Source organism: Caulobacter sp. 05L422 (assembly GCF_056397765.1).
This window is the reverse complement of sequence record NZ_JBFTOB010000009.1, coordinates 91,445-117,984: the sequence shown is the minus strand read 5'-3', so window position 1 is coordinate 117,984 and position 26,540 is coordinate 91,445. Positions and strand designations below refer to the sequence as shown.

The window sequence follows — 26,540 nt, the reverse complement described above, 5'->3', positions numbered from 1 at the left end:
CGGCTTTTTCGTTCTTCAACCCCTCACCCGACCTCCTTCGGAGGCCACCCTCTCCCGCAAGGGGAGAGGGATAGGGACTACCTCGGCAGCACCAGGCCGGGATCCACCGGACGCGCCTTGTCCTTCGGGGTCGGGGCGTAGCGGACCTCGAAGTGCAGCTGCGGCTCGGTGACGCCGCCGGTCTGGCCGACCGCGCCCAGGGTCGCGCCTTGGGCGACCTGCTGGCGCATCTTCACTTCGGTGGTCGACAGGTGGGCGTAGGCCGTCACCCAGCCGTCGGCGTGCTTGACCAGCACCAGATTGCCGAAGCCCGGCACCTGGTTGCCGGCATAGACCACCTCGCCCGCCGCGGCGGCGCGGACCGGCGTGCCGGCGGCCGCGCGGATGTTGACGCCGTCGTTGCGCTGGCCGGTGCCCTTGGGGCCGAAGTCCGAGAGCGTCTCGCCCTGCAGCGGCCACACGAAGCGGCCGCGGCCGGCGGCGGTGATCTCGGCCTCGGTCGGCGGCGGGCTGGCGCCGATGATCTGGCCTGGCCCCGGCGGCGGGGTCACCGGCTGGGCCGAGACCGGGCCGCTGGGACGCGGATAGTTGGTGGTCGGCGGCGGCGTGTAGGGGCGCGGCTGCGAGACCGGCGGCTGGTACGGCGTCGGGGTCGACGGCGTCGTGGCCGCGGGCGGGTTGTAGCTCGGGGCCGGCGTGGTCGGGCGCGGGGCCGTGGGACGCGGCGCGGCCGGGGTCGTCGTCACGGTGGTCTTCAGCGGGCCCCTGTCCTTGTAGCCGGACGGCAGGCGGATCTTCTGGCCCTTCTTGATCGTGGCCGAGACCTTGATGTCGTTCTCGTCGGCCAGGGCGGCCGGCTTGACGCTGAAGCGCTTGGCGATGTCGCTGACGGTGTCGCCGCTGTTGGCGACATAGGCCTTGGCCGTGGTCGCCGGACCCTTCAGCTTCTGGCCGGGCCGGATGTTGTAGGGGGCCTTGAGGTCGTTGTCCTTGGCCAGGTCGGCGCGTGTGGTGTCCATGCCGCGGGCGATGGCGTCGATCGCGTCGCCCGACTTGACGGTGTAGGTGCGGCGCGGGCCGGCGACCTCGATCACCTTGCCGGTGACGCTGGTCGTCGTGGTGGTGACGGGACGGGCGGCGGGAGCCTCGGGCTCTTCCTCGACCGGACGTTCGGCCGCGGGGGGCGGACGCCAGCCGGAGTTGGCGTTCGGTATCGGCGTGCGGCCGGGCGTCGAGCCGATCGGCGGCAGATTGCCGGTCGACGGCGCGCTGGGCGCCGGGCCCTGGGCGACCGGCTGCATCACCGTGGTCCGGCTCGGGCCCTTGTCCTTGTAGCCGTCCGGCAGGCGCAGCTTCTGGCCCTTGCGGATGGATGAGCCGGTGCTCAGGTCGTTCTCTTCGGCCAGGGCGGCGGCCGAGACCGAGAAGCGCTTGGCGATGGCGAACATCGTGTCGCCCGACTGGACGACGTAGGCTTTGGCGTCCTTGCTGTCGGGCCCCTTCAGCACCTGGCCCGGATGGATCCGGTACGGCGACTTCAGGTCGTTGTCCTTGGCGAGGTCCGCGCGGGTGGTGCCCAGGGTGCGGGCGATCGCGTCGATATTGTCGCCGGCCTTGACCTTGTAGGTCTTGGGCGGGCCGGCGATCGTCACGACGGGGCCGCCGACGGTGGTGACCACCACGGGGCGCGCCGCGGGCGCCGGGCGATATTCAGCGGCCGGAGGCGGCGGAGGCTCGGCGGCGGCCGACGGCGGCGCCAGGGTCTGGCTGGAGACCCCGACATTGCCCGTCGGCGCGGAGAAGCTGGGTTGCGGCTCGTCCGGCGGCGTGGTCGGCCCCTCGGGCTGCTGGTCGGCGGCCGGCGCCTGGACGATCGGGAAGTTCGGCGTGGCGGCCTGGCCGCGGGTGGGATACTGCGCGCCGCCCGTGCTCTCGCAGGCCGCGAGCGTTCCAGCCGTCAGGGCGATCACCGCCGCGCGCGTCCACAACTGCCTCATAGCCTCTCCTTTGCCTCGCGAGGCTCCAGTCGCCGTCGCAAGGGTAAACCAACCATTAAACATCTCGCGTCGCTTCCGGAACCCGGCCGCGCCGCCCCGCTCTACTCGCGGGCGACGCCGTCCAGGATCGGGACGAAACGCACGTCGCACAGGACTTCAACGGTGAAGCCCCCCTTCCCGTCACCGGCATAGCGGCGAAGGCTCTGCACCGGCCCCTTGCCCACCGGCGCGACGAGCACGCCCTGGGGCTTGAGCTGCGAAAGCAGAGTTTCCGGCTCATCCTGAGCCGCCGCCGTGACCAGAATGCGGTCAAACGGCGCCTGTTTGGGCCAGCCTTCCCATCCATCCCCAAATTTCGTGATGACGTTGGTCAGGCCCAGCACGGCGAAGCGGGCCTCGGCCTCCTTCATCAGGGTCCGGTAGCGCTCGATCGTGTAGACGAGGCGCGAGACGCGGCTGAGGACGGCGGTCTGGTAGCCTGAGCCCGTGCCGATCTCCAGCACCCGGCAGCGCGGCTCCAGCGTCAGGGCCTGGGTCATCAGGCCGACGATGAACGGCTGGCTGATGGTCTGGCCGCAGGCGATCGGCAGGGCCGAGTCCTCCCACGACCGTTCCTTGAACAGGTCGGGCGTGAACAGGTCGCGCGGGGTCTTCTCGATGGCGCTGAGCACGGCCGGGTCGGTGACGCCCTGGGCGCGCAGGGCGGCCATCAGCGCCTTCAGGCGAGCCTCGGGCGTATCGCTCTTGGCCTGCGCCATCACGAAGCAACCTCGACTTTCGCCGCGTCCAGCTTCGGCGGCGAGCCGCCGAGCATGCTCTTCATGGCCGCGACCGTCTGGTTGTGCGTCAGGTCGATGTGCAGCGGCGTGACCGAGATGCGCCCCTCGTAGACGGCTTTCAGATCAGTCCCCTCCGCCGGCGTGGACGGCTTGAGCACGAAGCCGGTCCAGTAGTAGTCGCGACCCCGCAGGTCGGTCCGCTTTTCCATGCTCCGCATGTGCGAGTCGCGGAAGCCCTGACGGGTGACTTCCACCTCGGTGACCCGTTCGGGGGCGACCGCCGGGAAGTTGACGTTCATGATGACGTCCTTGGGCCAGCCGATCTCCAGCAGGCGCTGGACGATGCCGGGCCCGTAGTGCTCGGCGGTCTCCCAGTGGGCGACGACCTCGTCGTGGAAATAGGTCATGGCCTGGGACAGCGCGATCGACGGGATGCCGAAGGCCATGCCCTCGATCGCGCCGGCCACCGTGCCCGACAGGGTGACGTCCTCGGCCAGGTTCTGGCCGCGGTTGACGCCCGACAGCACCAGGTCCGGAAGCGGGCCCTCGATCAGTTGCTGGACAGCCATGGCCACGCAATCGGTCGGGGTGCCCTCGACGGCGAAGCGACGCGGGTCGACGCGGCGCACGCGGATCGGGTCCGACAGGGTCAGGGCCCGGCCCGCGCCCGACTGCTCGTATTCCGGCGCCACGATCCAGATGTCGTCCGACAGCGTGCGGGCGATGCGCTCCAGGCTTTCGAGCCCCGGGGCGTGGATGCCGTCGTCGTTGGTGAGGAGGATGCGCACTACGCCCTTCTCCCCTTGCGGGAGAAGGTGTCAGCGAAGCTGACGGATGAGGGGTCGCACCACCGGTTCAGAAAAGCGGTTGAAGCGACCTTCAACCCCTCATCCGACCTGCTGCGCAGGCCACCTTCTCCCGCAAGGGGAGAAGGATTTCGGGCGCGGCTCACGCCTCGCCTCCAATGTGCGTCACGCCGCCCATGTACGGGATCAATACGGTCGGGATGGTGATCCGCCCGGTCTCGTCCTGATAGTTCTCCAGCACGGCCACCAGGGTGCGGCCGACGGCCAGGCCCGAGCCGTTCAGGGTGTGGACGTACTGGGTGCCCTTCTCGCCAGCCTTCTTGAAGCGGGCGTCCATGCGGCGCGCCTGGAAGTCACCGCAGTTCGAGCAGGAGCTGATCTCGCGATAGGTGTTCTGCGAGGGCAGCCAGACTTCCAGGTCGTAGGTCTTCTTCGCGCCGAAGCCCATGTCGCCGGTGCACAGCAGCATGGTGCGGAACGGCAGCTCCAGCGCCTTCAGCACGGCCTCGGCGCACTGGACCATGCGCTCGTGCTCGGCCTCGGACTGGTCGGGCGTGGTGATCGAGACCAGCTCGACCTTGTAGAACTGGTGCTGGCGGATCATGCCGCGCGTGTCGCGGCCGCTGGCGCCGGCTTCCGAGCGGAAGCTGGGCGTCAGGGCGGTCATCCGCAGCGGCAGCTCGGCCTCGTCGGTGATCTGCTCGCGCACGATGTTGGTCAGCGAGACCTCGGCGGTGGGGATCAGCCAGTGATCGACCGTGGTCTTGAACAGATCCTCGGCGAACTTCGGCAGCTGGCCGGTGCCGAACAGCGCCTCGTCCTTGACCAGCAGCGGCGGGCTGATCTCGACATAGCCGTTCTGCACGGTCTGCAGGTCCAGCATGAACTGGCCCAGGGCCCGCTCCAGCCGGGCGACCTGGCTCTTCAGCACCACGAAGCGCGCGCCGCTCATGCGGGCGGCGACCTCGAAGTCCATGCCGCCGAGGGCCGCGCCCAGGTCGACGTGGTCCTTGGGATTGTTCAGGCGGCCGGCCGGCAGCTTGGAGGCGTCGCCCCAGCGGCGGACCTCGACATTGCCCGCCTCGTCCTCGCCCTTGGGCACCTCGGGCGCGGGAATGTTGGGCAGGCTGGCCAGCAGGTCCTTCAGCTTGGCGCCGACCAGGGTCTCTTCCTCGGCAGCGGCGGCCATGACGCCCTTCAGCGCCTCGACCTCGGCCATCAGGCGGGCGGCCTCGGCCTCGTCCTTCTTGGCCTTGGCCTGGCCGATCAGCTTGGAGCTCTCGTTGCGCTTGGCCTGGGCTTCCTGCAGGGCGGTCTGGGCCGCGCGCAGCTGGCCGTCCAGCTTGACCGCCTCGGCGGCCGCGCCCGAACGGCCCTTGGCCGACCAGGCGGCTTCGAAGGCTTCGGGATTGTCGCGGATGGCCTTGATGTCGTGCATCGGGAGCGCTCGGGAGAAGTCGTTAAGAACGGACCTCTCTAAGGCGCGTCGGCGGGGGCGCCAACCTTTTCGGGAGCCCCTCCCGGACCCGTGACCGCCCGCCGGCCGCTCGCGGCGTCGACACGCTCGACATGGCGCTTGACGACAACGCCGTCTCCAGGAATAGATTTCGTCGGCAAGATATTCAGGAAGTCATTCATACACGCGGCGAGATGTCGCAGCGATAATTGGATGGATAACGGCCGTTAAGTCCGTTCCTGCACTCGCCCTTAATCCAGGGATGAAAAACAGCGCGGCAATTCAGTGACCCGTGTTTGTTTTAGAAAATCCTGGAGCCTCCCCATGAACAAGTTCGCTATTCTGGCCGCTGTCGCCGCCGTGTCGGCCATCGCCGTTCCCGCCAGCGCCGCTCAACTGGTCCGCATCTCGCTGGCCGACAAGTCGACCGCCCAGATCGACGCCGAGATCCGCACCGCCGCCAACACCGTCTGCACCGACCGCAAGGCCGTCGTCTCGGACGAGTGCGTGACCATCACGATCGCCGACGCCAACCGTCAGCTGAACGCCATCTCCAAGGCCCGCGTCACCAAGACCGTCGCCCGCCGCGAAGCCGTGACCGTCATGCGCGTGTCGCTGAAGGGCAAGTCGGCCGAACAGATCAACGCCGACATCAAGCTGGCCGCCGAAACCGTCTGCAAGGCCGCCAACAACAACCGCGCCGACGTCCGCGCCTGCGTGGGCGGCACGATCCGCTCGGCCAAGGCCCAGCTGCAGGCCATGACCGTCTCGGGCCGCCAGGACGCCTAAGGGCATCCTGGGCCTCGCCTCTCTCCCCTTGCGGGAGAGGGGTTGAAGACCGAAAAAGCCGCGCCCAGTCGAAAGACCGGGCGCGGCTTTTGCTTTTGAGAGACCCCTCGTCCGTCAGCCTGCGGCCGACGCCGTCTTCCGCAAGGGGAGAAGGAAGGAAGTCTAGACCGTCGCGACGTCGGTGCCGGCTTCGCGCTCGTCCTTGGCCTTGCGGCGCTCGATCAGCCACACGCACCAGATCGAGATTTCGTAGAGCAGGCACATCGGGATCGCCAAGGTCATCTGGCTGATCGGGTCGGGCGGGGTCAGGATGGCCGCGGCGATGAACACGCCGACGATGGCGTAGCGGCGGCCGTCGCGCAGCAGCTTGCTGGAGACGATGCCCGCCATGCCCAGCAGCGAGACCACCACCGGCAGCTGGAAGCACAGGCCAAACGCCAGCAGCAGGGTCGTCACCAGGGTCAGGTAGTCGCTGACCTTGGGCAGCAGCTGGATCGAGATGCCGGCGGTGCTGATCTGCTGGCTCAGCGAGAACCACAGCACGAACGGCAGCATCACGTAATAGACCAGGGCCGCGCCCAGGATGAACATCACCGGCGAGGCGATCAGGAACGGCAGGAAGGCGCCGCGCTCGTTCTTGTACAGGCCCGGGGCGACGAAGCGGTACAGCTGCCAGGCCAGCACCGGGAAGGTCAGGACCACCGCCCCGAACCCGGCCAGCTTCAGCTTGGTGAAGAAGAACTCCAGGGCCGCGGTGTAGACCAGGCCCAGGGCCTTGGTGTCGGTCGCCGGGATGTCCTTCAGGCCCACCAGGGCCAGCAACAGGTCGAACGGCCCGTGATGGCCGCCGGCGTGCTGGGCGGCCAGCAGCTTCTGGGCCACCGTGAACGGGTTGACCAGGAACAGGAAAATCTGGTCGGCGAAGGCGAAACAGACGCCGAAGCCGATGAACATGGCCGCCACGCAGATGATCAGCCGCATGCGCAGCTCGATCAGGTGATCCATCAGCGGCGCGCGCGAGGCTTCGATCTCGTCTTCCGGATCGTGTCCGATGGCGTTGGTCACGAGGTGATGTCCGTGGCGCTGGGCTTGGCGGCGCGCTTGCGCGGCGCCTTGGTCGGGACCGACAGGTCGGATTTGGTGGCCTTGGCGGCCCTCGGCTTGGACACCAGCTCGGCCTTGGGCGCAGCGGCCTTCGGCGCGCGGGGCTTGCGGGCGGGCTTGGAGACGATCTCGATCGTCGGCGCCGGGGTCTCGACAGTCGAGGTCAGCGGCGCATAGGCGTCGTGCGGAGAAACCTTGACCGCGCCGCTGTTGAGGCTGGCGTCGATGTCGGCGAACACCTGGTCGACATCGGCGTCGGCGGCCTGGGCGGCGGCGTCGCGCATCGGGTTGGTGTACTGCCCCTCGCGCATGGCCTGGACTTCCTTGCGCAGCTCGTCGAGCTCCGACTGGCGGGCCATTTCATCGAAGCTGGCGCGGAATTCGTTGGCCATCCCGCGGATGCGCCCCACGAACTGACCGAGCTTCCGCAGCAGGACGGGCAGGTCCTTGGGCCCCACCACGATCAAGGCGACCGCGGCGATGACCAGGAGTTCCGTGCCGCCGACATCAAAACCGAGCATAGACGCGCCTTAGAGCGAGCGGCCTCGAGGCCTGCGCGCGAAGTGAACGACGGTCGCGGCCGCCCTCCCCCTCGAGGAAGCGCGCCGCGACGAATCTCCTACGACTTGCGCAGGTCTTCCTTCTCGGCCTCGGTGCGCGGCAGCGCGCCCGTCGACTTGTTGGCCGAGACCTCGTCGGAGGTGTCGTCCTTCAGGCCGTCCTTGAAGGCTTTGATGCCCTTGGCCGCGTCGCCCATGATGCCGGACAGCTTGCCGCGCCCGCCAAACAGCAGGGCCACGACCGCGATCACGATCACCCAGTGGATCCAGCTCATGCTACCCATGACGACGATGCTCCTTGCGACAGCGGCCCATTAGCCGCTGTGGCGTGTCGTTACAATATCTCTGACAATATAGGCGGTCGCGAGGCGGGGGGCAAAGCGGCGCCGGACGATAAGCCGCCGCCTGCGACGATGTGTAAAGGGCCTATCGGTTTTCGAGGTCCCCGAGGAAATCCTGAGCGAATTCCGGGGCCTCGTCGCCGTCCTCCAGCGGGTCCTCGTCCTCGCCGGCCCGCAGGCCCATCGGATCGGGAACGGAAAAGCCCGGCGGCAGGTCGAGCGCCAGCAAACCCGCCGCGCGCATCTCGGCGATTCCCGGCAGGTCGCCCAGGGTCGCCAGGCCGTAGTGTTCGAGGAAAGCGTCGGTGGTGCCGAAGGTCACGGGGCGCCCCGGCGTGCGCCGGCGGCCGCGCATCTTGACCAGGCCCAGCTCCAGCAGCACGTCCAGCGTGCCCCGGCTGGCCTGGACGCCGCGCACCGCCTCGATCTCGGCCCGGGTGACGGGCTGGTGATAGGCGATGATGGCCAGGGTCTCCTGGGCGGCCTTGGACAGGCGGCGCGGCTCCTCGCGCTCCTCGGTCATCAGGAAAGCCAGGTCGGCGGAGGTCTGGAACCGCCAGCGGCCGGCCACCTGCACCAGTTCGATGCCGCGACCGGCGTAGCGGCCGTGCAGGTCGGCCAGGCCCGCGCCGATATCGGCCCCCTCGGGCAGGCGCTTGGCCAGGTCCTCGACGCTCAGCGGCTCGGCCGCCGCGAACAGCAGGGCCTCGATGCAGCGTTCGGTGAAAAGTGGGTCTTGGGCGGTCAAACAATCGGCTCCAACGGCTCAGCCCGCGTGCGCAGATAGATGTCCGAGAACGCCTCCATCTGCCGCGCTTCCAGGATCCCCTCCTTCACCAGCTCCAGGCTGGCCGACAGGGTCGAGGCCAGGTAGCTGGCCGGGCTGGGACCGTCGGGGTCCTCCTCCCAGCGGTCGACCGGCGCGACGCCCGACAGGGTGGTCCAGTCCTTCATCTCGGGCAGCAGGTCGCGCAGGCGGTCGCGGGCGTCCTCCAGCGGATAGGCCTGGGGCGGACGCGGGGCGTAGTGGCGGCCGTGCTCGCGCTTTCGCTGGGTGATGTAGGCGGTCATCAGGGCGTAGAGGTCGCCCTCGAAACGGGTCGAGGAGACGATCTTCACCGCCTCGGGATCGCCGCGCATGAAGACGTCGCGCTTGAGGGTCGGCTGTTCCTTCAGGGCCTCGACGGCCTTGCGCATCACGTCCAGCTTGGCCAGGCGGAAGGCCAGCTGGGCGGCCATCTCCTCGGCCGGCGGCTCCTCGGCCTTGGGGCGCTCGGGCTTGGGCAGCAGCAGGCGGGATTTCAGGTAGGCCAGCCAGGCGGCCATCACCAGATAGTCGGCGGCCAGCGAGAAGCGCACGCGGCGGGCCTGCTGGACGAAGGCCAGGTACTGCTCGGCCAGCTTGGTGATCGACAGCTGCAGCAGGTCGACCTTCTGACTGCGCGCCAGGGCCAGCAGCACGTGCAGCGGGCCTTCGTAGCCGTCGATATCGATGACCAGCGCGGCGCCGTCCTCGGCCGCTTCGTTCGCCGCTTCAAAGTCCAGAGTGGGCTGGAAGCCCGTGCTCACGCAAAGCGTCCGTTGAAGGCCGCGTCAAAGCGGGCGCGGGCCTCGGCGACGTCCAGCGCCTCGGGGACCTTGACCAGACGCCCCATGACGGCCTGAACCCGGCGCCTGGCCTCCCGCGACAGCTTGCCGACGCCGGACATCACGGCCTTCATCTCGGCCATATCGCCGTTGCAGTGCAGGACCACGTCGCAGCCGGCGGCCAGGCTGTCCTTGGCGCGCTGCTTGAAGTCGCCCGACAGGGCCTTCATCGACAGGTCGTCGCTCATCAGAAGCCCGTCGAAGCCGATGGATTCGCGGATGATCTTCTTGATGGCCTTACGCGAGGTCGTGGCAGGACGGCTGCGGTCGATGGCCGTGTAGACGACGTGGGCGGTCATCGCCATCGGCATGTCCGACAGCACGCGGAACGGCGCGAAGTCGCGGGCGTCGAGTTCCGCCAGCTTGGCCTTCACCACCGGCAGCTCCAGGTGGCTGTCGCTCATGGCGCGGCCGTGGCCGGGGATGTGCTTGATGATCGGCAGGACGCCGCCGGCCAGCAGGCCCTCGGCCGCCGCGCGGCCCAGGGTCGCCACCTGCTCGGGCGTGTCGCCATAGGCGCGGTCGCCGATGATCTCGTGGCCCTGCGGGTCCGGCACGTCCAGCACCGGCACGCAGTCGACATTGATCCCCAGCGACAGCAGGTCGTGGGCGATCAGCCGCGCGCCCAGGCGGGCGATCTCGCGGGCCACCAGCGGATCGTTGGCCACCAACTCGCCATAGGCGCGGCCAGGCGGGTACTTCTTCCAGTGGGGTTCGCCGAGCCGGGCGACGCGGCCGCCCTCCTGGTCGATCAGGATCGGGGCGTCGGGACGCCCCACCGTCTCGCGCAACGCCGCCGTCAGGGCCCGGACCTGGTTTGGATCGGCGATGTTGCGCTTGAACAGGATGAAGCCCCACGGCTTCACGTCCCGGAAGAACGCGGCTTCTTCCGCCGTCAGGGTGGTCCCGGCGCAGCCGAGGATAGCGGCGGAGATGCTGGCCAAGCGCCCTGCTCCCTTATTTCACGAAGCAGGATTTGCCGGCGGCGGTCAGGGCGTCGCAGAAGGCCTTGGCCTCCGCGCGGCTGGCGAAGCCGGTCACGGCGGTGCGGTAGAGCGTGGCGCCGTTCTTGTCGATCGCCTCGACCCGCTTGCCCTTGCCCGCGGCCATGCCCGGCGCGATGCGGGCGGCGTCGGACCAGGCCTTGTCTGCCAGGGCTGTCGAGGACAGGGCGCCGATCTGCACGCTGGCCGGGCCGCCGGCCGACGCCGCCGGAGCCGGAGCGGCGGCGGGCTTGGTCGCGACCGGGGTCGTCGCGCGGGGCGAGACGGCGGCGGTGGCCAGGCCTTCGATGGTCTGCGGCTTGCCAGTGACTTGGGCGGCGGGCTTGGCCGGCGCGGCCGAGACCGGCGCGCTGGGACCGGTCGGGGCCGGCTTGGCCGGCTGCAGGGTCGCGGTCTGGACCGGGGCCGTCGGGGCCGGCGCGGGCGGACGGGCCAGCGGCTCTTCCGGCTTGGCGGCGAAGGTCGGCGAGGCCTCGGGGGTCTCGTTCTTGTAGATCTGCAGGCCCGAAGCCGGATCGGTCGGCTGGGCGGTCCCGGCCGGCGGCGCGGTCTTCATCGCGGCGACGGGCTCGCCCACCGTGCGCGGCGGCTCGTTGGGGCCGCGCACCCCGCCGCGATAGATCAGCAGCACCGCGACCACCAGGGTCGCCAGCACCACGGCGCTGATGATCAGGGTCATGGGCAGGGGCCGCGAGCCGCGAACAGGCTGACGCGCGTCGAACGACAGAGGCGCATCGGTGGGCGGCGTATAGGCGCCGCGGTGGGGATCGGACATTCGCGTCGAGGCTCCAGAATTCATACGCGCGGGATCGCTCACAGCGAATCGGCCACGCGCCGACATAGTTTATCGGAGCCCGAGCCTACCCAGAACCGCCCCCGAGCGTCGGTTTAGTTCCAGACATCCAGCTGAAACAACTTCCGGTGCTCTTCGATGGCGAAACGGTCGGTCATGCCCGCGATGTAGTCGCACACGACGCGGGCGCGGCCGGCCTCGTCGCGGTTCCGCGATCGGGCGAACCATTCCGACGGCAGGACGTCGGGCTCGGCCAAGAACAGACCGAACATCTCGGCCAGAATGCGGCGCGCCTGGCTGCGCGTGCGGTTGACCTTCCAGTGGCGGTACATCCGCGCGTGCAGGAACTGGCGCAGCCGGGCCAGGTCCTCGGCCATGTCCGGCGAGAAGGCGACCAGGGCGTGATCCAGGTTGCGGACGTCCTCGGCCGACTGCACGCCGGTGGCGGCGGCGCGCTGCAGGGTCTCGCCCATCACGTCGTCGACCATGGCCCCGATCATCCGGCGCACGGCCTCCAGCCGGGTCAGGCGCAGGTCCAGGTCCGGACGCTCGCTGCGCACGGCGGCCAGGATCGGGCCGATCAGCGGCACGTCCATCAGTTCGTCCAGGGTGAACAGCCCCGCCTCGACCCCGTCGTCGACGTCGTGGTTGTTGTAGGCGATGTCGTCGGCCAGGGCCGCGACCTGGGCTTCCGCCGAAGCCCAGGTGTTCAGGCCCAGCTTGTATTCGCTGTCGTACTTGGAGATCGCCTTCCAGGACGGCTTGCCCAGCTTCTCGGTCACCGGGCCGTTGTGCTTGATGATCCCTTCCAGGGTCTCCCAGGTCAGGTTCAGGCCGTTGAAGTCCGGATAGCGGCGCTCCAGTTCGGTGACGACGCGGAAGGTCTGGACGTTGTGGTCGAAGCCGCCGAACTCCTTCATGCAGGCCTGCAGCTCGTCCTCGCCGGCGTGGCCGAACGGCGGGTGGCCGATGTCGTGGCCCAGGGCGATGGTCTCGGCCAGGTCGCTGTCCAGCCCCAGGGCGGTCGCCAGCGAGCGCGCCACCTGGGCCACTTCCAGCGAATGGGTCAGGCGGGTGCGGAAGTTGTCGCCTTCGTGGGCGACGAACACCTGGGTCTTTTCCTTCAGCCGGCGAAAGGCCGAGGTGTGGATGATGCGGTCGCGGTCGCGGGCGAACGGGGTGCGCGTGCGGCTCTCGTCTTCCTGGAAGCGGCGGCCCCGGGACTTGGCCGGATCCTCGGCATAGGGGGCGCGCTGGACGAAGAAGGGAGTCGACGACATGAGGGGCCTTTGCTGATCGCCCCCTTTCCCTGGGGCGCGGACACCCTCATATAGGCCAAGCACGGGTTTTCCACAGCCATGACCGACACAGCCGTAACGCTTTCTTCCAACGCCGCCCGCCGGCTCCACACGATCTCGGCGGCCGAGGGCCATCGGGTGATGCTGCGCGTCGCCGTCGACGGGGGCGGCTGCTCGGGATTCCAGTACCGGTTCGACCTGGTCGACAGCGCCGAGCCCGACGACCTGAAGGTCGAGCGCGACGGGGCCGCGGCCCTGGTGGACGTGATCTCCCTGGCCCTGCTGAAGGGCTCGGAGATCGATTTCGTCGACGAACTGGCCGGCGCCGAGTTCCGGGTGCGCAACCCCAATGCCAAATCCAGCTGCGGTTGCGGCGTCAGCTTCTCGATCTAGAAAACACCCGGGGACATGCCCTTGCGGCGTGTCCCCGCCTCACGCAGGCACGAACTGAAGCACCGTCAGGGTCGCTGCGGCCCAGGCCACGGGCGCGGCCATGGCCGCCCAGGCGATCGGCTCGCGCCCGCGTCGCCATTCGATCCAGGCCAGCAGCGGGGCCAGCAGGCAGACCACCCAGAACCCCGCGCCCAGCACGAAGCCCAGCCAGGCGACGGGGTTACGGAGCGAGCCGGGCGCGTCGAACACCAGCGGCGTGAACACCGCGCCTATCCCGCCCGCCACGGCCATGGCGCAGCAGGTCAGCGTCGCCAGAACCATCAACAGGCGCCGGTTGCGTCGCGAAATCTGGAACCCCGACTTGAGCGTGCTCGCCATGCGCCCTAGCCTCCCGCCGCCGACTGGAGCCGTCAATGCGCATCGCCACCTGGAACGTCAATTCCGTCAATGCTCGCCTGGAAAGAGTCCTGGAGTGGTTCGAATCGGCCGCGCCGGACGTGGCCGTGCTCCAGGAGATCAAATGCCTGGACGAGAAGTTCCCGACCGAGGCCTTCGAGCGCCTGGGCTACAACGTCGCCGTCCACGGCCAGAAGACCTACAACGGCGTGGCCATGCTCTCGAAGCACCCGATGGAGGACGTGCGGCGCGGCCTGCCCTTCCTGCATGACGACGAGGTCGACGAGCAGTCGCGCTACATCGAGGCGGTGATCGCCGCGCCGACGCCGTTCCGGATGGTCGGCATCTACCTGCCCAACGGCAATCCGGTCGACACCGAGAAGTTCGACTACAAGCTGGCCTGGATGAAGCGCCTGCACGCCCACGCCCAGGGCCTGCTGGCCCTTGAGGAGCCGCTGGTCATCGCCGGCGACTACAATGTCATCCCCGAGGTCGAGGACGTGGCCAATCCCGAGGCCTGGGTGAACGACGCCCTGTTCCGCCTGGAGAGCCGGGGCGCGTTCCGGGCGCTGAAGAACCTGGGCTTCACCGACGCCTACATGCAGGTCGACGGAGCGCCGGGCGGCTACACCTTCTGGGACTACCAGGCCGGCGCCTGGCCCCGGAACCTGGGAATCCGCATCGACCACCTGCTGCTGTCGCCCCAGGCGGCCGACAAGCTGGCCGGCGTCGTGATCCACCGCGACGAACGCGACAAGGAAAAGCCTTCGGACCATGTTCCGGTGGTGGCGGAACTGGCCCTCTGATCTTCCTGGTGGAAAACCCCGTCTATTCGAAAACGCGGACTCTGGTTAGCCTGATCCCATGAGCGAACTCTGGCGTCTTTTGCTGCTCGTGACCTTGTCGGCGTCCGCGGTGACCTTCGTGGGCAGCGCCGCCATCTGGTTCATGGACGAGGAGCGCCGGATCCGCCGGGCCCTGCGCCATGTGCTGAAGGGCGCGCCCGAGACCGTGATCATCGCCAAGGGGCGCGGACGCGGGGCGGGCTTCAACTTCACCAGCAACCAGGCCGCCGTGGCCTGGGACAGTGGCGCCTGGTGCCTGATCTACCGCATCGACGAGCTGATGGGCGCGGAGCTGTCGGTCGACGGCCAGGTGATCGGCCGGGTGTTCCGGGGCGAGCCGCGCCGGGCCATCGACCAGATCGTCCAGCAGGCCGGCCAGGTGAGCCTGAAGCTGATCTTCGACGATCCGCGCCATCCCGACTTCGAGCTGGACCTGTGGCTGGAGGGCGACCAGCAGCGCCGCGAGAGCCGTTCGCCGGCCGACGCCATCCAGGAAGCCAACCGCTGGCTGCTGCGCGCCGACGCCATCGTCCGCCGCCCGCTGGCCCCGAAGGCCAAGCCCGCGCCCGCCTCCGAACCGGCCATCCAGTCGCGGCCGCCCGCCGTCGAGCCCGAACCCGCGCCCAGGCCCTACACGCCCGCGCTCGAGGCGGTCAGCGCGGCCCCCGCCCGCCCGGCCGCCACGACCCCGCTGTTCGACGAGATCGACACCACCGCCGATCCGGCGGAAGCGCCCTGGGATGACGACATCGACGACGATCCGCCCCCGATCCCGGAGAAGGTCTTCAAGCCGGTCTCCAAGGCCGCGCGCCCGCCCAAGGGCGACCAAGACGAGCTGCCGTTCGACCTGGACGACTGATCTCGTTTGACAGCTCGCGCGTTTGGCCCGCCAAATGCCTTGTCAGCCTGCCTAGTACGTCTTGGGGAGTCACGATCGATGCGCTTGGTTCTCGCCGCCGCCCTCGCCGTTTGCTGCGCCGCTCCGGCCCTGGCCGCGACGCAGCCGCTGGCGCTCATCCCGGCCGACACCAATCGCGACGGCGTGGTCAACACCGAGGAAGCCGCCGCCTGGCTCGACCGGGATCGGGACGTGATCGTTCCGGTCCGCCTGACCGCTTCGGCCCGCTCGGCCGCGGCCGTGGAACGGCGCCGGACGATGTTCGACCAGGGCCTGCTGCGCCCCAACGACTTCCGCGCCCCGGCGCCCGAGGATCGGCCGCCGGAAGACCTGTTCTACAAGGATTTCAAGAAGATCAAGAAATAGGCCGCGCGGCGCTCGGCCGCCGCTTTCAAGCCTTCCGGGAGGATCGGATGTCCGTTTCACGTCCCATCACGGCTTTCGTCTTCGGCGCGATCCTGCTCGCGCCCAGCCTGGCGCTCGCCCAGCAAGCCCCTCGCCTGCTTCTCGCCCCCGCCGACACCGATCACGACGGACGCGTCAGCGACGCCGAGCGCGCGGCCAGCCTGGCCGAGACCACGGCGGACATCGCGCCCATCGCCACGCCGGCCGGCGCGCTCCCCCGGGTCAGGCCGCTGGCCGACGACGTCCCGCCCGGTCCGCTGGACATGGCCCGGCGCATCGTCCCGCCCAGCGAGTTCGAAGTCGCCCTGGAAGACCGCTTCAACCGCGAGGTCGAGCGGCGGCGGAAGGACTAGGCGTCCGCCGCACGGCGAACGCTCAGCCCAGTCAGATCAAATGTCAGCGTAGACGTGGGTCTCTTTCGCCGCGCCCGGATGGGTCGTGGCGCCCAGATAGGCCGGACCCACAAGCTGGGCGAACTTCCAGATCGCGCCGCTGTTGTAGTCGTGGCCGCGCGGCCTCCAGGCGGCCTTGCGGCGGGCCAATTCGTCGGCTTCGACCTCGAGATCGATCGTGCCCTTGGTGGCGTCGATGCTGATGATGTCGCCGTCCTGGACCAGGGCGATCGGACCGCCCACGGCGGCTTCCGGACCCACGTGGCCGATGCACAGGCCGCGCGTGGCGCCCGAGAAGCGGCCGTCGGTGATCAGGGCGATGTTCTCCACGCCCTGGCCGTAGATGGCGGCCGTGGTCGACAGCATCTCGCGCATGCCCGGCCCGCCCTTGGGGCCTTCGTAGCGGATGACCAGGACGTCGCCTTCCTTGTAGTCGCGGTTCGACACCGCCTCGAAGCAGGCCGCTTCGCCGTCGAACACCCGGGCCGGACCGCGGTGCACCTGGTGCTTGAGGCCGGCCACCTTGACGATGCCGCCGTCGGGCGCCAGCGAGCCCCACAGGCCCACCACGCCGCCGGTCGGCGACAGCGGGGCGGAGACGGGGCGGATCACGTCCTGGTCCTCGCGCCAGACCACGTTCTCCAGGTTCTCGGCCAGGGTCTTGCCGGTGACGGTCATGCAGTCGCCATGCAGCAGGCCGGCGTCCAGCAGGGTGCGCAGCAGCATCGGCACGCCGCCGGCCTCGCCCATGTCCTTGGCCACGTAGCGACCGCCGGGCTTGAGGTCGGCGATATAGGGCGTGCGGGCGGCGATCTCGGCCACGTCCTTCAACGTGAACTCGATGCCGCACTCGTGGGCCATGGCCGGCAGGTGCAGCGCGCCGTTGGTCGAACCGCCGGTGGCGGCGACAACGACGGCCGCGTTCTCGAACGCCTTGCGGGTGCAGATGTCGCGCGGACGGATATTCTGCTCGATCAGCCGCATCACCGCCTCGCCCGAGGCCACGGCGTACTGGTCGCGGTCCAGGTACGGGGCCGGCAGGGCCGACGACAGCGGCAGGGCCAGGCCGATGGCTTCCGACACGCAGGCCATGGTGTTGGCGGTGAACTGGCCGCCGCAGGCGCCGTCCGACGGACAGGCGTGCTGCTCCAGCTCGCACAGGGTGGCGGCGTCCATGGTGCCGGCCGCATGGGCGCCGACGCCCTCGAACACGTCCATCACGGTGATGTCGCGCCCCTGGAAGCGGCCCGGCAGGATCGATCCGCCGTACAGGAAGACGCTGGGCACGTTCAGGCGCAGCATGGCCATCATCATGCCCGGCAGGCTCTTGTCGCAGCCGGCCACGCCGACCAGGGCGTCATAGCCGTGGCCGCGCATGGTCAGCTCGACCGAGTCGGCGATCACGTCGCGGCTGACCAGCGAGCTGCGCATGCCCTCGTGGCCCATGGCGATGCCGTCGGTGACGGTGATGGTGCAGAACTCGCGCGGGGTGCCGCCGGCCGCCTTGACGCCCTTGGCCACGGCGTTGGCCTGGCGCATCAGGGCGGTGTTGCACGGGGCGGCCTCGTTCCAGCACGAGGCTACGCCCACGAACGGCTGGGCGATCTCACGCGTGCCAAGACCCATGGCGTAGTAATACGAGCGGTGCGGCGCGCGGGCCGGCCCTTCGGTTACATGCCGGCTCGGGAGTTGCGACTTGTCCCAGGTGCCGTCGGGTTTCTTGGTCATGATGTACGCCTTCCAAATAGTGCGCCGTGGTTAGCTCAGCTGGGAGCCCGACGGAAGGGTTCGACGCCGAGTTTTTGCCGGAAATCGGCCACCGGACGCTCGTTTCATTGCGAACGGTTCGCGTCGGCGCGGCCGCCGCGCATGATCAGACCCCTTCCCTGCCCGACTCCGACGGGGTGTACGGCGCGGCGGGAATGATGGTACCGCTCCCAGCAACACCGCCCCGAAAACGAGGGCGCGAGGAAGGGATCCGCCGCCATGAAGACGAACCTCACCAGGACCTTCACGGCCGGCCTGCGCGGCGCGCTCCTGTCTTCGGCCTTTGTCGCCCTGCTGGCGGGGTCCGCCGCCGCCGCTCCTCAGGGTGGGCAGGGCAAGCCGACCGTTCGCCACATCGCCATCGACGCCTCGGCCCCGACCACGCCGCGCGACCGCTTCTACGACCTGTCGGTCGGCTCGGACTATCCGGGCACCCTGCTGCGCGAGGACAGCCTGGGCCAGCTGAAGACCGCACGCGACGAGCTGGGTTTCCGCTATGTCCGCTTCCACGCCATCTTCCACGACGTGCTGGGGACCTATCGCGTCGTCGACGGCCAACCGGTCTATGACTGGACCAAGATCGACGAACTGTACGACCGCCTGCTGAAGATGGGGATCAAGCCGTTCGTCGAGCTGGGTTTCACGCCCGACGCGATGAAGAGCTCGAACCAGACGATCTTCTGGTGGAAGGGCAACACCTCCCATCCCGATCCCAAGCAGTGGGCGGGCCTGGTCGACGCCTTCGTCCGCCACGTCCAGCAGCGCTATGGCCAGGCCGAGGTGCGGTCCTGGTATTTCGAGGTCTGGAACGAGCCCAACCTCGACGGTTTCTGGGAAAAGGCCGACCAGAAAGCCTATTTCGAGCTCTATGACATCACCGCCCGGACCATCAAGGCGATCGACCCGGCGCTGAAGGTCGGTGGCCCCTCGACGGCGGGCGCGGCCTGGACGCCCGAGTTCATCAAGCACGCCGAGGGCTCGGGCGCGGCGGTCGACTTCATCACCACCCACACCTACGGCGTCGACGGCGGTTTCCTGGACGAGAAGGGCCAGAGCGACACCAAGCTGTCGCCCTCGCCCGACGCCATCGTCGGCGACGTGCGCCGTGTGCGCCAGGAGATCGAGGCCTCGTCCAAACCCGGCCTGCCGCTGTACTTCACCGAATGGAGCACCAGCTACACGCCCCGCGATCCGGTGCACGACTCCTATGTCAGCGCGCCCTACATCCTGTCCAAGCTGAAGGCCTCCGAGGGCCTGCTGCAGGGCATGAGCTACTGGACCTACAGCGACCTGTTCGAAGAGCCCGGTCCGCCGACCGCGCCGTTCGAAGGCGGCTTCGGCCTGATGAATCCGCAGGGGATCCGCAAGCCGGCCTGGTTCGCCTACAAGTACCTGAACCAGCTGGGCGACAAAGCCGTGAAGGTCGCCGACGCCGAGACCTGGGCCACGGCCGACAACGGCGGCGTCCAGGCCCTGGTCTGGGCCTTCCGCCAGCCGGTCCAGGCGGTCAGCAACCGGCCCTACTACACCAAGGTCCAGCCGACCTTGGACGTCGAACCGGTGAGCCTCGACCTCAAGGGCCTCAAGCCCGGCCGCTACGACGTCCAGATCTTCCGCACCGGCTTCAAGGCCAACGACGCCTATACCGCCTATCTGGAGCTGGGCTCGCCCAAGACCCTGACCGAGCAGCAGGTGCGCGACCTGAACGCCCTGACCGTGGACAAGCCCGAGACGCGGGCTCTGACCGTCGGCAAGACGGGCGCGGCCAGCGTCTCCGTGCCCATGCGGGCCAACGACGTGGTGCTGGTGAAGGTGGCGCCGCGCTAGACCAGGGCGCGGACCACCGCGTCCAGGTCGGTGGCGCCCCGCCGCACCTCGTGCTCCGGCGCCTCGAAGGTCAGCCAACCCTCGTTGAAGCCGTCCAGCATCTGGATCCGGGGTTGGGGATCGACCATGCCCTGGCTGCGGAACAGCACGCCCCAGGTCTCGCGCGGCACGGCCTCGGTCCGGACGTCGCGTCCCAAAGCACGGGCGAAGGCGGCGGCGATGTCGTCTGGGCTCACCGAGCGCGGCCCCTGAAGCTCGACGATCCGCCGTCCCGACCAGGGCTCTTGCAGCAGTTCGGCGGCGACGCGGCCGACGTCGGCGGCGGCCACCATCGGGATGGCGCGGTCCAGCGGTTGCAGGAAGCCGCCGATCATCCCCGTCTCGCGGGCCGGAACGACGTCCCACGCGACATTGTCCAGGAACCAGGCAGGCCGCAAGATCGTCAGCGGCAGGTCCAGGCCCTCCAGCGCGGCCTCCATCAATCCATGCTGGCTGAGCAGGTTGGGTTGCCGGGCTTGCGCGCCCACGGTCGACAGCCACACCACCCGGTCCGGACGCGCCGCCTCCAGGGCCGCGCGGGCGGCGTCCACAACGGCGCGGGCTTCGGGAAAGCCGGGCGCGGGATCGAAGCACGGCGGCGGCAGCACGAAGACCGCCTCCGCGCCCGCGAAGGCCTGGGACAGGGCCGCCGCGTCGTCCATGGCGGCGACCGCCACCTCGCAGCCGCACTCGGCCCAGGCCGCGCCCTTTGCGGCGTCGCGCACCACCGCGCGAACCGGCTGGCCGGCCTCCAGAAGGACGCGGGCGACCGCCCCGCCGACCCGACCCGTGATGCCCGTGATGACGTACATGGCGCGCTCCTCTTCGATGCCGCGCGGCCCATCTACGCCCTGCCCGCCCTTGCGAGAAACGCGCTTAGGTCACATCATTACTGACTTTCGGTCATGGATGGTTCGATGCCCTTCGATGGACGGCTGGTCGCCAATGTCGGGGTGCTGGCGGCGATCGTGGAGAGCGGCAGCCTGGCCAAGGCCGCCGACGTGCTGGGCCTGTCAGCCTCGGGCGTCAGCCGCGCCCTGGCCCGGCTGGAGCAGCGGATCGGCGTACGGCTGCTGGACCGCACCACCCGCTCCCTGGCCCTGACCGACGAGGGCCGCCGGCTCTATGCCGAGATCGGCCCGCTGCTGACCGGCATCGAGGACGTGGTCGCCCAGACCGCCGGAGCGGCCACGGCCGTGCGCGGCCGGCTGCGGGTGAATGTCGACGCCTTCTTCGCACGCCTGCTGTTGGCGCCGCATCTGGACCGGTTCCTCGAGCGCTATCCCGACCTGTCGCTGGAGCTGATGGCCCGCGACCAGCTGGGCGACCTGGTCGGCGAGGGTTTCGACGTGGCGGTCCGGTTCGGCGAGCCGCCGGCCTCGTCCCTGGTGGCGCGCAAGCTGCTGGAGACCCGCACCGCCACCCTCGCCGCGCCGGCCTATCTGGAGCGGCGCGGCCGCCCCGCCCATCCGCGTGACCTGGAAAGCCACGCCTGCATCCAGATGCGCCACGCCCAGACCGGCGAACCCCTGCCCTGGGTGTTCCAGAAGAACGGCGAGGCCTTCACCGTCCCCACCTCGGGCCGGCTGGCGGTCAACGAGGTGGGGGCGCTGATGGGCGCTTGCCTGGCGGGCGTGGGCGTGGCGCGGGTCAAGGCGATCGGCGTGCAGGACCTGGTCGCGCGCGGCGACCTGGTCGACCTCTTCCCCGATTGGCCGGGCGAGACCTTCCCCCTGTACGCGCTCTATCCGTCGCGCCACCTGCCGGCCGCCAAGGTGCGGGCGTTCGTCGATTTCGTGGCCGAGATCGTGACGCCCTAGCCGCCCGCCGCCTGCTCCACGGCCAGGCCCAGGTCCAGCGCCCGCGCCGCCTCCTCGCCCGTCACCACCGGACGCGGGGCCTCGCCGCGCACGGCCTTCAGGAAGCCGGCGACGCTCTGGCCCAGTGGGTCCTTGCCGGCCGGGGTCTCGGTGAAGTCCTCGATCAGCGGGAACGGCGTGGTGTTGCGGAAGGTGCGCGCCAGGAAGTCGATCTCGACCTCGCCCGAGGGGTAGACCACCTTCATGGTCCGCTCGCGGGCCTCGGCGACACGCGAGCTGTCGAACACCGCGGTGAAGCCGTTGTCGAACGTGGCCTCGGCCTTGACCCAGTCCAAGGAGGTGGAGCGGGTGATCGCCCCCTCGCCTTCCACCGCCACGGGCTCGCCGTCGCACAGCGCCAGGGCCAGGTCGATGTCGTGGATCATCAGGTCCAGCACCACCGAGACGTCGAGATTGCGGTCCGAGGGCGTGCCCCGGCGCACGGCTTCCAGGCGCAGCGGCTGCTCGGGGATGTCCAGCAGGCCCATGGCCTGGAACACCACGCGTTCCTGGTGGCCGCAGGCCAGCGGCACGCCGGCCTTGGCGGCGGCGGCGACCAGGGCGTCGGCGTCGTCCGGCGTGACGGCCAGGGGCTTTTCGGAATAGACCGGCTTGCCGGCCTTCAGCGCCGCCAGGCCGGCCTTGGCGTGATGCACGGCGGGGGTGGCGACGGTGACCACATCGACGACGGCCAGGAAGGCGGCTTGATCGTCGAAGGCCTGGGCGCCCAACGGTTCGGCCAGGGCCTTGGCCCGCGCCAGGTCGACGTCGAACACCGCGACAAGCTCGACGCCGTCCAGCTCGACATACTTCTTGGCGTGGTAGCCGCCGAACACGCCGGCGCCGATGACGCCCGCTTTCAGAACATCCTGGGTCATGGCGGCTGTCTATCGTGTTCGCCCCCGAGCGAAAAGAGAATCGCGGGAAGCGCTGGAGCCGCGCGTCAGTCCAAGCTAAACGTTCGTTTAAACAACGCACCCCGATGAGCGGGGTTGGGAGGCAATGCCATGGTCACGTCGCGCGAAATCCGCCTGAAGAGCCGTCCGGTGGGCGTTCCCGCCCAAGACAACTTCGAACTGGCCAGCGTCGAGGTCGGCGCGCCCGGCGACGGCGAGATCCAGGTCAAGAACCTGTGGATGTCGGTCGATCCGTACATGCGCGGCCGGATGAGCGACCGGAAGAGCTACGTCCCGCCGTTCGAGCTGGGCAAGGCGCTGCAGGGCGGCGCGATCGGCGAGGTCACGGTGTCGAACGATCCGGACTTCAAGCCCGGCGACATCGTCTCGACCATGTTCGGCTGGCGCGAGGCGTTCAACGTCTCGCCCAAGGCCATCGCCGCCGGCGGCATGGGCTCGGTCACCAAGATCGACACCCACGGCCTGCCGCCCCAGGCCTTCCTGGGCGTGGCCGGCATGCCCGGCCTGACCGCCTATGTCGGCCTGCTGCGGATCGCGGCGCTGAAGGAGGGCGACGTGGTGTTCGTCTCGGCCGCCGCCGGCGCCGTGGGCTCGGTGGTCTGCCAGATCGCCAAGCTGAAGGGCCACACGGTGATCGGCTCGGCGGGCGGGCCGGAAAAGGTCGCTTTCCTCAAGAGCATCGGCGTCGACCACGTGATCGACTACAAGGCCACGCCCGACGTGGTCGCCGAACTGGAGAAGGCAGCGCCCAAGGGCATCGACGTCTATTTCGAGAATGTCGGCGGCGTGCACCTGGAAGCCGCCCTGAACTCGGCCCGCACCTTCGCCCGCTTCGCCGTGTGCGGGATGATCTCGCAATACAACGAGACCGGAAAGCCGACCGGCCCGTGGAACATCGCCCAGATCGTCGGCAAGAGCCTGAAGCTGGAGGGTTTCATCGTCTCCAACCACTACGATCTGGCCCCGCAATTCATCCAGGACATGGCCGGCTGGATTTCGTCGGGCAAGATCAAGTGGAACGAGACGATCGAGGAAGGCGTCGAGCGCGCGCCCGACGCGTTCATCAAGCTCTTCAAGGGCGAGAACCTGGGGAAGATGCTGGTGAAGCTGGGGTAGTCGCCGAGGCTCACCCACTTGCCCCCACCTGAGCGCTTCGCGGTCTGTACGCCCCCATAGGGGGCGGAGGACGCCGAGCGCAGTTCCTCTTCCCCCCTCTGGGGGAGGAGCGCCGCAGGCGCGGAGGGGGCAAGTGCTCGCCGCGCTAGCTCTACTGAGTCGCCCCGCGCGGCCCGTCCCGCCCCTTGCGTGGCGCGAAAACCGCACCATCTCCCCGCTTCACCCCAGGCAACCAACCTGTCCCCATCGCCGCTATCCCAAGCGGTAAGCCACTTTGCGCGGCGCCCCTGTGTTAAAGCGGCGCAGCCGCGCGGCAGCCCCTTCCAATGCTGCCGCGTTTCCATATCTAATCCATGTAAGGCGGGTGGTTCGGCCCGCCGGGAGAGAGCGGTCAATGGCCGAGCGAAAGCAAGGCGGACAAAACAACGGCGCGGGCTCTTCGGTGATCACGGAAGTGAAGCCGAAGACGCAAAAGCCTTCGCTGTATCGCGTACTGATCTTGAATGACGACTATACTCCGATGGAGTTCGTCGTTTACGTACTTGAACGTTTCTTCAACAAGTCGCGCGAAGATGCGACCCGGATCATGTTGCACGTTCATCAACATGGCGTCGGCGTTTGCGGCGTTTTCACCTACGAAGTTGCCGAGACCAAGGTCGCGCAAGTGATCGACTCGGCGCGCAGGCATCAGCACCCACTGCAGTGCACCATGGAAAAGGATTGAGGAGCCTCCCTTGCCCTCTTTTTCGCGCCCACTTGAAGAATCCCTGCATCGCGCCGTCGCTTACGCCAATCAGCGCAAGCACGAGTACGCCACGCTAGAACACCTGCTGCTGTCGCTCACCGACGACGACGACGCGGCCGGTGTCATGCGGGCCTGCGATGTCGACCTCAACGCTCTGAAGAAGAGCCTCGTGAACTATCTCGACGTCGAACTGGCCTCGCTGGTCGTCGACGACGAGGACGACGCTAAGCCGACCGCCGGCTTCCAGCGCGTGATCCAACGCGCCGTGATTCACGTCCAGTCCTCTGGTCGCGAAGAAGTGACCGGCGCCAACGTGCTGGTCGCCATCTTCTCGGAACGCGAGAGCCACGCCGCCTACTTCCTGCAAGAGCAGGACATGACCCGCTACGACGCGGTGAACTTCATCGCCCACGGCATCGCCAAGAAGGCGGGCGCCTCCGAGCCCAAGCAAGCCAAGGGCGCGGCGGTCGAGGAAGACGTCGAGAAGCCCAACGCCAAGACCGGCGGCGAGGCCCTCGAAGCCTATTGCGTCGACCTCAACGAGAAGGCCCGCCAGGGCAAGGTCGACCCGCTGATCGGCCGCGCGAACGAAGTCGAACGCGCGATCCAAATCCTGTGCCGTCGGACCAAGAACAACCCGCTTCTGGTGGGTGAACCCGGCGTCGGCAAGACCGCCATCGCCGAGGGCCTGGCCCGCAAGATCATCACCCACCAGGTCCCCGAAGTCCTGGCGGAAGCCACCATCTACTCGCTCGACATGGGCGCGCTGCTGGCCGGCACCCGCTATCGCGGCGACTTCGAGGAACGCGTCAAGCAGGTGGTCAAGGAACTCGAGAACCACCCCAACGCGGTGCTGTTCATCGACGAGATCCACACGGTGATCGGCGCCGGCGCCACGTCGGGCGGGGCGATGGACGCCTCGAACCTGCTGAAGCCGGCCCTGGCCTCGGGCACCCTGCGGTGCATGGGTTCGACCACCTACAAGGAGTTCCGTCAGCACTTCGAGAAGGATCGGGCCCTGGTCCGTCGCTTCCAGAAGATCGACGTCAACGAACCGACGGTGGAAGACACCATCAAGATCCTCAAAGGGCTGAAGAGCTACTACGAGGACTTCCACAAGCTGAAGTACACCAACGAGGCCCTCAAGGTCGCCGTTGAGCTGTCGGCCAAGTACATCACCGACCGCAAGCTGCCCGACAAGGCGATCGACGTGATCGACGAGGCGGGCGCGGGCCAGATGCTGCTGCCGGAAGGCCGCCGCAAGAAGGTCCTGGGCGTCAAGGAGATCGAGGCCGTCGTGGCCAAGATCGCCCGCATCCCGCCCAAGTCGGTTTCGAAGTCCGACACCGAGTCCCTGCGCGAACTGGAAGCGGATCTGAAGCGCGCCGTGTTCGGTCAGGACGAGGCGCTGCTGCAGCTGTCCTCGGCCATGAAGCTGGCCCGGGCCGGCCTGCGCGACCCGGACAAGCCGATCGGCAGCTACCTGTTCAGCGGCCCGACCGGCGTCGGCAAGACCGAAGCCGCCAAGCAGCTGGCCTCGACCCTCGGGATCGAGATGATCCGGTTCGACATGTCGGAATACATGGAGCGCCACACCGTCAGCCGCTTGATCGGGGCTCCCCCCGGCTATGTCGGCTACGATCAGGGCGGACAGCTGACCGACGCCGTCGACCAGCACCCGCACGCCGTGGTGCTGCTGGACGAGATCGAGAAAGCCCACGCGGACGTCTACAACATCCTGCTCCAGGTCATGGACCACGGGGTGCTGACCGACAGCAACGGCAAGAAGGTCGACTTCAGGAACGTCATCCTGATCATGACCACCAACGCCGGGGCTTCGGACGCTCAACGCCAGTCCATCGGCTTCGGCCGCGACAAGGTCGTCGGTGAGGAAGAGGCCGCCCTCAAGCGCCTGTTCACGCCGGAGTTCCGCAACCGCCTCGACGCGGTGGTGGCCTTCAAGCCGCTGACGCCGGCGATCATCCGTCAGGTCGTGCAGAAGTTCGTCCTGCAGATGGAAGTCCAGCTGGCCGACCGGAACGTGACGATCTCGCTCAGCGACGACGCGGCCGACTGGCTGGCCAAGAACGGCTTCGACGAGCTCTACGGCGCGCGCCCCCTGGCGCGGGTCATCCAGGAGCACATCAAGAAGCCGCTGGCCGACGACATCCTGTTCGGACGTCTGGTCCGCGGCGGCCACGTCAAGGTGGTGCTCAAGGACAGCAAGATCGACTTCGAGATCGAGAGCAATCCGGAAAAGCCCGGCAAGGCTCCCAAGTCCGAGGACGAAGCCGAACCGGCCCTGGCCGAATAGCCTGGTCGGATAGACGAAACAGCGAGAGGCCCGGAGCGATCCGGGCCTCTTTG

At 68.8% G+C, this 26,540-nt stretch carries 27 protein-coding genes; 11 read left to right on the top strand and 16 right to left on the bottom strand.

Annotated elements, in window-relative coordinates:
• Window positions 1–77 precede the first annotated feature (77 nt).
• The 4 genes from dipM to serS all read right to left on the bottom strand — a co-directional run bounded on the left by dipM (window position 78) and on the right by serS (window position 5,020).
• The gene (gene dipM / locus AC1DMQ_RS10625; protein ID WP_477033526.1) at window positions 78–1,997 is read right to left on the bottom strand and encodes a cell division endopeptidase DipM; all 1,920 of its coding nucleotides are present in this window, start codon (window positions 1,995–1,997) and stop codon (window positions 78–80) included.
• A 101-nt stretch (window positions 1,998–2,098) separates the two neighbouring features.
• Window positions 2,099–2,755 (bottom strand): protein-L-isoaspartate(D-aspartate) O-methyltransferase, encoded by a 657-nt coding sequence (locus AC1DMQ_RS10620; protein ID WP_029916533.1) that lies wholly within the window; start codon window positions 2,753–2,755, stop codon window positions 2,099–2,101.
• Entirely contained in the window at window positions 2,755–3,564 is an 810-nt protein-coding gene (surE, locus tag AC1DMQ_RS10615; protein ID WP_477033525.1) for a 5'/3'-nucleotidase SurE, read from the bottom strand. Before surE ends, AC1DMQ_RS10620 begins: the two co-directional genes overlap by 1 nt.
• A gap of 160 nt (window positions 3,565–3,724) precedes the next feature.
• The gene (gene serS / locus AC1DMQ_RS10610; protein ID WP_477033524.1) at window positions 3,725–5,020 is read right to left on the bottom strand and encodes a serine--tRNA ligase; all 1,296 of its coding nucleotides are present in this window, start codon (window positions 5,018–5,020) and stop codon (window positions 3,725–3,727) included.
• 342 nt (window positions 5,021–5,362) lie between these two features.
• Here serS and AC1DMQ_RS10605 point away from each other — a divergent pair, with 342 nt between their 5' ends.
• Window positions 5,363–5,827, top strand: coding sequence for a hypothetical protein (locus AC1DMQ_RS10605; RefSeq protein WP_477033523.1), 465 nt, complete (start codon window positions 5,363–5,365; stop codon window positions 5,825–5,827).
• Window positions 5,828–5,989: 162 nt separating this feature from the next.
• Here the strand turns inward: AC1DMQ_RS10605 and tatC are convergent, their stop codons facing one another.
• The 8 genes from tatC to AC1DMQ_RS10565 all read right to left on the bottom strand — a co-directional run bounded on the left by tatC (window position 5,990) and on the right by AC1DMQ_RS10565 (window position 12,556).
• Entirely contained in the window at window positions 5,990–6,892 is a 903-nt protein-coding gene (gene tatC, locus AC1DMQ_RS10600) for a twin-arginine translocase subunit TatC (RefSeq protein ID WP_477033522.1), read from the bottom strand.
• The gene (tatB, locus tag AC1DMQ_RS10595; protein WP_477033521.1) at window positions 6,889–7,452 is read right to left on the bottom strand and encodes a Sec-independent protein translocase protein TatB; all 564 of its coding nucleotides are present in this window, start codon (window positions 7,450–7,452) and stop codon (window positions 6,889–6,891) included. The genes tatC and tatB overlap by 4 nt, the downstream gene beginning before the upstream one ends.
• Window positions 7,453–7,550: 98 nt before the next feature.
• Window positions 7,551–7,775, bottom strand: a complete 225-nt coding sequence (locus tag AC1DMQ_RS10590; RefSeq protein WP_007673643.1) for a twin-arginine translocase TatA/TatE family subunit — start codon at window positions 7,773–7,775, stop codon at window positions 7,551–7,553.
• A 142-nt stretch (window positions 7,776–7,917) separates the two neighbouring features.
• Complete coding sequence (gene scpB / locus AC1DMQ_RS10585) at window positions 7,918–8,580, bottom strand: SMC-Scp complex subunit ScpB (protein ID WP_477033520.1); 663 nt, start codon at window positions 8,578–8,580, stop codon at window positions 7,918–7,920.
• The gene (locus AC1DMQ_RS10580; RefSeq protein ID WP_477033519.1) at window positions 8,577–9,401 is read right to left on the bottom strand and encodes a segregation and condensation protein A; all 825 of its coding nucleotides are present in this window, start codon (window positions 9,399–9,401) and stop codon (window positions 8,577–8,579) included. Before AC1DMQ_RS10580 ends, scpB begins: the two co-directional genes overlap by 4 nt.
• Complete coding sequence (gene nagZ / locus AC1DMQ_RS10575; protein WP_477033518.1) at window positions 9,398–10,423, bottom strand: beta-N-acetylhexosaminidase; 1,026 nt, start codon at window positions 10,421–10,423, stop codon at window positions 9,398–9,400. Before nagZ ends, AC1DMQ_RS10580 begins: the two co-directional genes overlap by 4 nt.
• A gap of 13 nt (window positions 10,424–10,436) precedes the next feature.
• Window positions 10,437–11,258 (bottom strand): cell division protein FtsN, encoded by an 822-nt coding sequence (gene ftsN, locus AC1DMQ_RS10570; RefSeq protein WP_477033517.1) that lies wholly within the window; start codon window positions 11,256–11,258, stop codon window positions 10,437–10,439.
• A 113-nt stretch (window positions 11,259–11,371) separates the two neighbouring features.
• A complete protein-coding gene (locus tag AC1DMQ_RS10565; protein ID WP_477033516.1) occupies window positions 11,372–12,556 on the bottom strand; it encodes a deoxyguanosinetriphosphate triphosphohydrolase in 1,185 nt (394 codons plus the stop codon).
• Between the two features lie 78 nt (window positions 12,557–12,634).
• Here AC1DMQ_RS10565 and erpA point away from each other — a divergent pair, with 78 nt between their 5' ends.
• Complete coding sequence (erpA, locus tag AC1DMQ_RS10560; RefSeq protein ID WP_477033515.1) at window positions 12,635–12,967, top strand: iron-sulfur cluster insertion protein ErpA; 333 nt, start codon at window positions 12,635–12,637, stop codon at window positions 12,965–12,967.
• A 39-nt stretch (window positions 12,968–13,006) separates the two neighbouring features.
• On the opposite strand, the gene AC1DMQ_RS10555 is transcribed toward erpA, so the two are convergent.
• Entirely contained in the window at window positions 13,007–13,345 is a 339-nt protein-coding gene (locus AC1DMQ_RS10555; protein ID WP_477033514.1) for a hypothetical protein, read from the bottom strand.
• A 35-nt stretch (window positions 13,346–13,380) separates the two neighbouring features.
• Between AC1DMQ_RS10555 and xth the strand changes: the two genes are divergently transcribed.
• The 4 genes from xth (at window position 13,381) to AC1DMQ_RS10535 (ending at window position 15,864) form a co-directional block, all read left to right on the top strand.
• Window positions 13,381–14,169 (top strand): exodeoxyribonuclease III, encoded by a 789-nt coding sequence (xth, locus tag AC1DMQ_RS10550; RefSeq protein ID WP_477033513.1) that lies wholly within the window; start codon window positions 13,381–13,383, stop codon window positions 14,167–14,169.
• Between the two features lie 58 nt (window positions 14,170–14,227).
• Window positions 14,228–15,067 carry a hypothetical protein gene (locus AC1DMQ_RS10545; protein WP_477033512.1) on the top strand — a complete coding sequence of 280 codons (840 nt, stop codon included), beginning with the start codon at window positions 14,228–14,230 and terminating at the stop codon, window positions 15,065–15,067.
• A 78-nt stretch (window positions 15,068–15,145) separates the two neighbouring features.
• Complete coding sequence (locus tag AC1DMQ_RS10540; protein ID WP_477033511.1) at window positions 15,146–15,472, top strand: hypothetical protein; 327 nt, start codon at window positions 15,146–15,148, stop codon at window positions 15,470–15,472.
• 47 nt (window positions 15,473–15,519) lie between these two features.
• A complete protein-coding gene (locus tag AC1DMQ_RS10535; RefSeq protein ID WP_477033510.1) occupies window positions 15,520–15,864 on the top strand; it encodes a hypothetical protein in 345 nt (114 codons plus the stop codon).
• Window positions 15,865–15,900: 36 nt separating this feature from the next.
• Here the strand turns inward: AC1DMQ_RS10535 and ilvD are convergent, their stop codons facing one another.
• Window positions 15,901–17,631, bottom strand: coding sequence for a dihydroxy-acid dehydratase (ilvD, locus tag AC1DMQ_RS10530; protein ID WP_477033509.1), 1,731 nt, complete (start codon window positions 17,629–17,631; stop codon window positions 15,901–15,903).
• A gap of 258 nt (window positions 17,632–17,889) precedes the next feature.
• On the opposite strand from ilvD, the gene AC1DMQ_RS10525 reads away from it, so the two are divergent.
• Window positions 17,890–19,497: a GH39 family glycosyl hydrolase gene (locus tag AC1DMQ_RS10525; protein WP_477033508.1), complete on the top strand. Its 1,608-nt coding sequence runs from the start codon at window positions 17,890–17,892 to the stop codon at window positions 19,495–19,497.
• On the opposite strand, the gene AC1DMQ_RS10520 is transcribed toward AC1DMQ_RS10525, so the two are convergent.
• The gene (locus AC1DMQ_RS10520; protein ID WP_477033507.1) at window positions 19,494–20,348 is read right to left on the bottom strand and encodes an NmrA family NAD(P)-binding protein; all 855 of its coding nucleotides are present in this window, start codon (window positions 20,346–20,348) and stop codon (window positions 19,494–19,496) included. The two genes, AC1DMQ_RS10525 and AC1DMQ_RS10520, sit on opposite strands and share 4 nt — an antisense overlap.
• Window positions 20,349–20,453: 105 nt before the next feature.
• Here AC1DMQ_RS10520 and AC1DMQ_RS10515 point away from each other — a divergent pair, with 105 nt between their 5' ends.
• On the top strand, window positions 20,454–21,356 hold the full coding sequence (locus AC1DMQ_RS10515) for a LysR family transcriptional regulator (protein WP_477033506.1): 903 nt from the start codon (window positions 20,454–20,456) through the stop codon (window positions 21,354–21,356).
• On the opposite strand, the gene AC1DMQ_RS10510 is transcribed toward AC1DMQ_RS10515, so the two are convergent.
• Window positions 21,353–22,273, bottom strand: a complete 921-nt coding sequence (locus AC1DMQ_RS10510; protein ID WP_477033505.1) for a Gfo/Idh/MocA family protein — start codon at window positions 22,271–22,273, stop codon at window positions 21,353–21,355. The two genes, AC1DMQ_RS10515 and AC1DMQ_RS10510, sit on opposite strands and share 4 nt — an antisense overlap.
• 129 nt (window positions 22,274–22,402) lie before the next feature.
• On the opposite strand from AC1DMQ_RS10510, the gene AC1DMQ_RS10505 reads away from it, so the two are divergent.
• The 3 genes from AC1DMQ_RS10505 (at window position 22,403) to clpA (ending at window position 26,487) form a co-directional block, all read left to right on the top strand.
• Window positions 22,403–23,428 (top strand): NADP-dependent oxidoreductase, encoded by a 1,026-nt coding sequence (locus AC1DMQ_RS10505; protein WP_477033504.1) that lies wholly within the window; start codon window positions 22,403–22,405, stop codon window positions 23,426–23,428.
• Between the two features lie 394 nt (window positions 23,429–23,822).
• Window positions 23,823–24,152, top strand: a complete 330-nt coding sequence (gene clpS, locus AC1DMQ_RS10500) for an ATP-dependent Clp protease adapter ClpS (RefSeq protein WP_007672483.1) — start codon at window positions 23,823–23,825, stop codon at window positions 24,150–24,152.
• 10 nt (window positions 24,153–24,162) lie between these two features.
• On the top strand, window positions 24,163–26,487 hold the full coding sequence (gene clpA / locus AC1DMQ_RS10495; RefSeq protein WP_477033503.1) for an ATP-dependent Clp protease ATP-binding subunit ClpA: 2,325 nt from the start codon (window positions 24,163–24,165) through the stop codon (window positions 26,485–26,487).
• Window positions 26,488–26,540 lie beyond the last annotated feature (53 nt).

Excerpts from the sequence above, each read along its gene's own strand:
- dipM (WP_477033526.1), bottom strand. The coding sequence starts at position 1,997 with ATGAGGCAGTTGTGGACGCGCGCGGCGGTGATCGCCCTGACGGCTGGA.
- AC1DMQ_RS10620 (WP_029916533.1), bottom strand. The coding sequence starts at position 2,755 with ATGGCGCAGGCCAAGAGCGATACGCCCGAGGCTCGCCTGAAGGCGCTG.
- serS (WP_477033524.1), bottom strand. The coding sequence starts at position 5,020 with ATGCACGACATCAAGGCCATCCGCGACAATCCCGAAGCCTTCGAAGCC.
- AC1DMQ_RS10605 (WP_477033523.1), top strand. The coding sequence starts at position 5,363 with ATGAACAAGTTCGCTATTCTGGCCGCTGTCGCCGCCGTGTCGGCCATC.
- tatB (WP_477033521.1), bottom strand. The coding sequence starts at position 7,452 with ATGCTCGGTTTTGATGTCGGCGGCACGGAACTCCTGGTCATCGCCGCG.
- AC1DMQ_RS10590 (WP_007673643.1), bottom strand. The coding sequence starts at position 7,775 with ATGGGTAGCATGAGCTGGATCCACTGGGTGATCGTGATCGCGGTCGTG.
- ftsN (WP_477033517.1), bottom strand. The coding sequence starts at position 11,258 with ATGTCCGATCCCCACCGCGGCGCCTATACGCCGCCCACCGATGCGCCT.
- AC1DMQ_RS10565 (WP_477033516.1), bottom strand. The coding sequence starts at position 12,556 with ATGTCGTCGACTCCCTTCTTCGTCCAGCGCGCCCCCTATGCCGAGGAT.
- erpA (WP_477033515.1), top strand. The coding sequence starts at position 12,635 with ATGACCGACACAGCCGTAACGCTTTCTTCCAACGCCGCCCGCCGGCTC.
- AC1DMQ_RS10555 (WP_477033514.1), bottom strand. The coding sequence starts at position 13,345 with ATGGCGAGCACGCTCAAGTCGGGGTTCCAGATTTCGCGACGCAACCGG.
- xth (WP_477033513.1), top strand. The coding sequence starts at position 13,381 with ATGCGCATCGCCACCTGGAACGTCAATTCCGTCAATGCTCGCCTGGAA.
- AC1DMQ_RS10545 (WP_477033512.1), top strand. The coding sequence starts at position 14,228 with ATGAGCGAACTCTGGCGTCTTTTGCTGCTCGTGACCTTGTCGGCGTCC.
- AC1DMQ_RS10540 (WP_477033511.1), top strand. The coding sequence starts at position 15,146 with ATGCGCTTGGTTCTCGCCGCCGCCCTCGCCGTTTGCTGCGCCGCTCCG.
- AC1DMQ_RS10535 (WP_477033510.1), top strand. The coding sequence starts at position 15,520 with ATGTCCGTTTCACGTCCCATCACGGCTTTCGTCTTCGGCGCGATCCTG.
- ilvD (WP_477033509.1), bottom strand. The coding sequence starts at position 17,631 with ATGACCAAGAAACCCGACGGCACCTGGGACAAGTCGCAACTCCCGAGC.
- AC1DMQ_RS10525 (WP_477033508.1), top strand. The coding sequence starts at position 17,890 with ATGAAGACGAACCTCACCAGGACCTTCACGGCCGGCCTGCGCGGCGCG.
- AC1DMQ_RS10520 (WP_477033507.1), bottom strand. The coding sequence starts at position 20,348 with ATGTACGTCATCACGGGCATCACGGGTCGGGTCGGCGGGGCGGTCGCC.
- AC1DMQ_RS10515 (WP_477033506.1), top strand. The coding sequence starts at position 20,454 with ATGCCCTTCGATGGACGGCTGGTCGCCAATGTCGGGGTGCTGGCGGCG.
- AC1DMQ_RS10510 (WP_477033505.1), bottom strand. The coding sequence starts at position 22,273 with ATGACCCAGGATGTTCTGAAAGCGGGCGTCATCGGCGCCGGCGTGTTC.
- AC1DMQ_RS10505 (WP_477033504.1), top strand. The coding sequence starts at position 22,403 with ATGGTCACGTCGCGCGAAATCCGCCTGAAGAGCCGTCCGGTGGGCGTT.
- clpS (WP_007672483.1), top strand. The coding sequence starts at position 23,823 with ATGGCCGAGCGAAAGCAAGGCGGACAAAACAACGGCGCGGGCTCTTCG.